The organism is Bradyrhizobium sp. (assembly GCF_035273305.1).
Lineage (GTDB): Bacteria > Pseudomonadota > Alphaproteobacteria > Rhizobiales > Xanthobacteraceae > Bradyrhizobium.
In genome coordinates, this window is sequence record NZ_DATEPI010000043.1 from 39406 (window position 1) to 46276 (window position 6871).

Here is a 6871-nt window from a genome sequence, read left to right on the forward strand (position 1 = left end):
CAACACTGGCGGCATGATGTGCACCGGAACCTGGATCCGAGATGAGTTCACGCAAATCATCCCTGCCGACGTTTGATGCACCCTATGCGCCCGATGATGGCGTCACGGGGGCGTGGTTGCTTGAGACCGCTCGCCTCAGCGCGGAACAGAACGCGCGGATCGACCGCATGGCGACGCGTCTGATCGAGGCGATTCGCACGAGCGACCGTGGAATCGGCGGTATCGAAGATATGCTTCGCGAGTTTGCACTCTCGACCAAGGAGGGCCTGGCGCTGATGGTGCTCGCGGAAGCCCTGCTTCGGGTACCCGACAGCCGCACCGCCGATCAGTTCATCGAGGACAAGCTCGGCCAGGGCGATTTCGTCCATCATGAGACCCAATCGAGCGCGTTTCTGGTCAACGCTTCGGCCTGGGCGCTCGGCGTCTCAGCGCGCGTGGTTCAATCCGGCGAGAGTCCGGAAGGAACTATCGGACGAATAGCAAAACGGCTGGGCGTCCCAGCGATACGCGCCGCCACGCGACAGGCGATGCGGCTGATGGGCAGCCACTTCGTGCTTGGTGAAACCATAGAAGCGGCGCTCTCGCGCGCGCATTCGGCCGGGGCGATGCGCTATTCGTTCGACATGCTCGGCGAGGCCGCCCGTACTGCCGCCGATGCCGAGCGCTACTTCGATTCCTATGCGAGCGCGATCGAAGCAATCGGACGTACCGCGGGCGATCGGCCCCTCCCCGATCGACCCGGCATCTCGGTCAAGCTCTCCGCATTGCATCCGCGTTTCGAATCCCTTAGCGCTCGACGTGTCATGGCTGAACTGGTGCCGCGGCTGATTGAGCTCGCGCGTCGCGCTAAGACTTACGATCTCAATTTCACGGTTGATGCGGAAGAAGCGGATCGCCTGGAGCTGTCGCTGGACGTGATCGCCGCGGCATTCAGCGATGCCTCGCTGAAGAACTGGGACGGTTTTGGAGTGGCGATCCAGGCCTACCAGAAACGCGCCACAGCCGTGATCGACTACGTCGACGAACTCGCGCGCGCGCTGAATCGACGAATGATGATCCGCTTGGTGAAGGGCGCCTATTGGGACACGGAGATCAAGCGCGCGCAGGAACGCGGGATTGACGATTATCCGGTGTTCACACGCAAGGCGATGACCGACCTCAATTACGTGGCCTGCGCCCAAAAGCTACTGGCGCTGCGGCCCCGGCTGTTTCCGCAGTTCGCCAGCCACAACGCGCTGACTGTGGCGACCCTTTTCGAACTGGCGGGCCGCGAAACTGGTTTCGAGTTTCAACGCCTTCACGGCATGGGAGAGGCGCTGTACGCGCGATTCGTCGAAGACCATCCAACAATCGCCTGCAGAACCTATGCGCCGGTTGGCAGCCATCGCGATCTCCTCGCCTATCTGGTGCGGCGCCTGCTTGAGAACGGCGCCAATTCATCCTTTGTGGCCATGGCAAGCAATGATGCAATTTCCCTTGCGACATTACTGCGGCGCCCTGCAGAAATCGTCGGCACAGCGGAGAATGCACGGAACCCGAAAATTCCCTTGCCGCGCGATCTGTATCGACCACAACGGCAGAATTCGCGCGGCATCGAATTCGGCGACTGGGCGGCATTGAACCGATTGATCGCCGCCATCGCATCAGAAAACAGCGCCGACCGCGCAGCGCCGCTCATCGAAGGCAAGACAAACACAGGCCCGAGCCGTCCGATCGTCAGTCCGATCGACGGAACGACCATTGTCGGAAGCGTCGTCGATGCAACGCCGGACGATGCAAACGCGGCTGTACTTGCGGCCCATCAGGGATTTCCAGAGTGGAGCCGAACCCCAGCCGAACGGCGCGCGGAAATCCTGGAGCGGGCCGCCGACCTGCTGGAGCAAGGAGGCGCGCATCTGATCGCGCTGCTGCAGCGCGAGGGTGGCAAGACGCTGGACGATGCGGTTTCGGAAGTCCGCGAGGCTGTGGATTTTTGCCGCTACTACGCCGCCGAAGGCCGCGCGCTATTCGGACATGTTATGCCCCTCCCAGGGCCGACCGGCGAGAGCAATACGCTCAGGCTGCGCGGCCGTGGCGTGTTCGCTGCCATTTCGCCGTGGAATTTTCCACTGGCGATTTTCACCGGGCAAGTCGCGGCGGCGCTGATGGCCGGCAACACCGTCGTTGCGAAACCAGCCGAGCAGACCCCCCTGATTGCCGCTGAGGCTGTTCGTTTGCTTCATGCGGCGGGCGTGCCGGTCTCGGCGCTGCATCTGTTGCCGGGTGACGGTAAAATTGGCGCGGCGCTGACCGGGCATCCCGGTATTGCCGGCGTCGTCTTTACCGGCTCGACCGAAGTGGCGCATGCTATCAACCGCGTGCTGGCGGCCAAGGACGGGCCGATTGTGCCGCTGATCGCGGAGACCGGTGGCATCAACGCGATGGTGGTGGATGCGACCGCGCTGCCGGAACAAGTCGCCGACGATGTTGCGACCTCCGCATTTCGTTCGGCCGGCCAGCGCTGCTCGGCGTTGCGGCTGCTGTTCGTTCAAGATGACGTCGCCGATCGAATGATAGAGATGATCTCAGGCACGGCGCGCGAGCTGACGATCGGCGATCCCCGTGACATCGCCACCCATATAGGGCCCGTCATTGACGCCGAGGCAAAGCAGCGGCTGGATGCGCACATCGCGCGAATGAAGAAGCAGGCCGTGCTGCACTACGCCGGAGTTGCTCCCGATGGAAATTACGTCGCGCCGCATATTTTCGAGCTGGCAGACGCTTCACAACTAACGGACGAGGTATTCGGACCTGTCCTGCATGTAGTTCGCTATCAGGCCGATCAGTTTGAGCGCGTTCTGGAATCGATCGAGCGCAGCGGCTACGGCCTGACGCTCGGAATTCACTCGCGGATCGACGACACGATCGATGCCGCGATCGACCGGCTGGGGATCGGCAATGTCTATGTCAACCGCAGCATGATCGGCGCCGTGGTCGGGGTGCAGCCATTCGGCGGCCAGGGATTATCCGGCACCGGCCCGAAAGCCGGTGGGCCGCACTACCTGACGCGCTTCGCAACCGAACAGACGGTGACTATCAACACAGCCGCCGTCGGCGGCAACGCTGCATTGATGTCGGACATCGATTGAGTCCGGACGGCGAGGCGTGCGTCATCGATCTTCGCCCGTTGCATCGCGCCGCCAACATGGCTCAAATGCAGGCTGTCGAGAGATTCCACAGTACGGAATAAACAAGCAGCCTCTAAGGGAGCGACGGCACCATGGAAAAGGGCATCTTCGAAGGCCTGAAGGTTTTGGACTGCGCGAGCTTTATCGCAGCGCCGGCGGCCGCCACCGTGCTGTCCGATTTCGGTGCCGACGTGATTAAGATCGAGCCGCCGGGCCTCGGCGATCCCTATCGCAACCTGCCCAACCTGCCCGGATATCCCGCCAGCCAGCACAACTTCGCGTGGATGCTCGAGTCTCGTAATAAAAAGAGCCTCGCGCTCGACCTCTCCAAAGCTGAAGGCCAAGCCGTGCTGTATCGCCTCATCGCCGAGGCCGATGTCTTCATCACCAACTTCCCGCCTGGAGTTCGCAAGCGATTGGGAATCACCCATCCGGAATTGATGCCGCTCAACCAACGACTGATCTATGCCTCGTTCACCGGATACGGCGAGAAGGGTGAAGAGGCCGACAAGCCGGGTTTCGACAGCAACGCCTATTGGGCTCGTTCCGGGTTGATGGATCTGGTGCGCGCGGATGAGCACACCACGCCGGCGCGCTCGGTCGCAGGCATGGGCGACCACCCCTGCGCGATGGCGTTTTACGGCGCGATCGTCACCGCGCTGTACAAGCGCGAGCGCACCGGCAAGGGATCGCATGTCAGTTCAAACCTGATGGCCAACGGAATCTGGGCCGCGTCTGTGCTTGCCCAGGCCAAACTATGCGGCGCCAAGTTTCAGGAGCGACGCCCGCGTGAACGGGCGCTAAACGCAGTCACCAATCATTACCAGTGCAAGGACGGGCGCTGGATTATCCTGTCGCTGCTCAATGAGGAGCGGCAATGGCCGACGCTGGCGCGGTGCCTGGGCCGCGAAGATTTCATTGGAGATCCGAGGTTTGCCACCAAGGCCGATCGCCACGCGCGCTCGCTGGAGTTGATCAAGATCTTCGACGGAATTTTTGCCACCAAAGACCTGGCCGAATGGCGCCGCATCCTGGACGGCAACGGCTTGGTGTTCGGTGTGGTCGGCATCCTCGACGATATCCCGCATGACCAGCAGATGATCGTAAACGAGGTACTGATCCCGTTCGAGGGCGACACGATGCTGACCATCAACAGCCCGATCTGGGTCGATGGCAGCCAGAAAGTCGGGCCGCGGCGCGCACCCGAGATCGGCGAGCACAGCGATGAAATCCTAAAGCAGGCGGGCTATGACGAGACCGCGATCAAGCAATTGCGGGCGTCGGGCGCGGTGGCCTGACCGCCCTATCTGTTCTTAACCAATATCCAGGTGACGACGACGAGAGCTGCGATCACCGCAATCCCGATCGCCCATGCACTGACGCGGATGTCGCCGATCATCTGCCTTGCGCTCTCGTTGCGGGCGATCTTGCGGTTGCGCGCCTTTGTGTTCTTCTCGTCGTTCACCATCTGCGCTCCATCTGAAGCTCGATTACCGGTTCGCGCTGGCCATTCTTTGAAGCAACCTGCGTCACGCGATCACCTGTGCCTCACGGACCAGCTTGCCGGTTCCTCCCATGCCGGCAAGGCGGCTCAGCCAAAACGCCGCCAATGCCGCGCAGAGGGCGGCGGCTGCGGCCGCCATGAATACCGAGGCCGCGCTCCATTTCATGGTCATCAGCATGCCGCCGACCAGCGGCCCAACAATCGAGCCGATCCGGCCGATACCGAGTGCCCAGCCGACGCCGGTCGCTCTCACCGAAGTCGGATAGAATGCCGCGGCCAACGCATTGGCTGCGATCTGACCGCCGATGATGCAGAACCCGGCGGCAAAGATGGCCACCGTGACCAAAATGATCGAATGGCCGAACTGGCCGATAGCGCCGACCGCGAATACGGCGATGAAGTACACCAGCGCCAGCGCGCGGAATGAGAAGCGGTCGATGATGCTTCCGAGCGCAAAGGTCCCGACCACGCCGCCGACCTGCAGCATCGATCCGATCGCTGCGGAGGCGGATACCGACGAGCCGAGATCGTTAAGCACCGTCGGCAGCCAGTTCGCCAGGAAATAAATATCGAGCAGGCTCATGAAGAACACGACCCACAGCAAAAGCGTGACCAAGGTCCGCCCTTGCCGGAACAGATGCAGCACCGGAATCCCAGGCAAATGTGGTTCGTGCATCATAAATTGCGTCCCAGCCGCGAAAGCAGCTTTCGGATTGATGCATCCCAGCAGGCCACTAACGCTGTCATCAGAGCGGCCGGTGAGCGCGAGGAACCGAACCGATTCCGGCAGACTCAGCGCAAGGATCGGAGCAAGCAGAAGCGGCGCGACGCCGCCCACCACAAACACCGAGCGCCAGCCGAACTGCGGAATCAGGGCGGCCGCGAGCAGGCCGCCGAGCGCCGCGCCCACCGAAAAGCCGCAGAACATGATCATCACCATCGTGGCGCGTCGCCGGCGCGGATTAAACTCCGATGTCATGGCGACGGCATTCGGCATGGCGCCGCCGAGACCAAGGCCGGTCAGGAAACGAATCGCGAGCAGCGCGCTGACGTCGTGGACGAAAGCCGTGACAAGCGCGCCGATGCCGAACGCCAGTGTGGAAAAAATGATGATTTTCTTGCGTCCGACCCGGTCCGCCAGTGGTCCGAACAGCAGCGCCCCGATCATCAGCCCGAACAGGCCAGCCGAAAAAACCGGACCCAGTGCGGCCCTGGTCAGGCCCCATTCCTTGGCAAGTGCCGGCGCGACATAGCCGATCGCCTGGGTATCGAAGCCGTCGAGAAAGAGCACGGCCGCGCACAGCGACAAGAGCTTCAACTGAAATCTGCCGACCGGTTGCTGATCGATGAACTCGGCGACGTCAACGGGCGCGCCACTAGCCTGAGCCTCGGAAATCGCCATCATCGTCCCTCCCTTGGATTTTTACACGCCGCGGCGCTCGCGCCGTCTTGTCATCGATATGAGCCTACCACCTATCCGGGGCAGACCTGCCGCTCACGGCGTGCGAAGTGCATCCTTTGAATAGCCGGCGATCCGCTTGTATCCGTCGGATAGGGCAACCAGTTCCTCGCGGCTGATGACGTCATCAATAACGACGAACGGCCGATCATGGGTCCGCTGAAATACCTCGCGCAAGATTGCGTCAGGAGGATTGGTTCGATTGGTGAGAACGATACGCGTGGTCGCGTCCAGCCGCTGCTTTTCGTAAGCGGTGAGCGCCGCCACGGGATTATCGTTTTGAAGTAGAGCCGAGGTGAGCGCGCGCGCATCCAGGATCGCTTGCCCAGCGCCGTTCGAGCCGCGCGGCACCATTGGATGGGCGGCATCGCCGAGCAGCGTCGCGCGCCCGAAGCTCCAACGCGGCAGCGGGTCCTGATCAACCATCGGAAATTCCAGCACACTATCAGCGGCGCTAATGAACGCCGGCACGTCGAGCCAGTCAAAATGCCAATCGCCGAACCCGCCGATGAAGTCCCCGATCGCACCGCGGCGATTCCAGTCGCGCTTGCGATAGGTTGGCGTCTCGATCTCCGCCACCCAGTTGATCAGTTGCAGGCCATCGGGCCCGGCCGGCCGGATCGGATAGATCACCATCTTGCCGTGCGAGAGCCAGCCCGCGCGTATCATGCTGGCGCCGGACAAAATCGGTTTCCACCTGGTTACGCCCCGCCACATGTTGACGCCCGAATAACGCGGCTC

Annotated in this window: 5 protein-coding genes; 2 read left to right on the forward strand and 3 right to left on the reverse strand. The window is 62.2% G+C overall.

Annotated elements, in window-relative coordinates; all coding sequences use genetic code 11:
- Positions 1–41: 41 nt before the first annotated feature.
- Together putA and VJV58_RS03045 are read left to right on the forward strand one after the other, a co-directional pair.
- Positions 42–3128 carry a bifunctional proline dehydrogenase/L-glutamate gamma-semialdehyde dehydrogenase PutA gene (gene putA, locus VJV58_RS03040; protein WP_324135862.1) on the forward strand — a complete coding sequence of 1029 codons (3087 nt, stop codon included), beginning with the start codon at positions 42–44 and terminating at the stop codon, positions 3126–3128.
- A 131-nt stretch (positions 3129–3259) separates the two neighbouring features.
- A complete protein-coding gene (locus VJV58_RS03045) occupies positions 3260–4465 on the forward strand; it encodes a CoA transferase (RefSeq protein WP_324135863.1) in 1206 nt (401 codons plus the stop codon).
- Between the two features lie 5 nt (positions 4466–4470).
- Here the strand turns inward: VJV58_RS03045 and VJV58_RS03050 are convergent, their stop codons facing one another.
- From VJV58_RS03050 to VJV58_RS03060, 3 genes are all read right to left on the reverse strand, one after another.
- Positions 4471–4632 (reverse strand): hypothetical protein, encoded by a 162-nt coding sequence (locus VJV58_RS03050; RefSeq protein ID WP_324135867.1) that lies wholly within the window; start codon positions 4630–4632, stop codon positions 4471–4473.
- Between the two features lie 64 nt (positions 4633–4696).
- Complete coding sequence (locus tag VJV58_RS03055) at positions 4697–6073, reverse strand: MFS transporter (protein WP_324135864.1); 1377 nt, start codon at positions 6071–6073, stop codon at positions 4697–4699.
- Positions 6074–6166: 93 nt separating this feature from the next.
- A partial coding sequence (locus tag VJV58_RS03060) for an FAD-dependent monooxygenase (RefSeq protein ID WP_324135865.1) occupies positions 6167–6871 on the reverse strand: 705 nt, incomplete at its 5' end.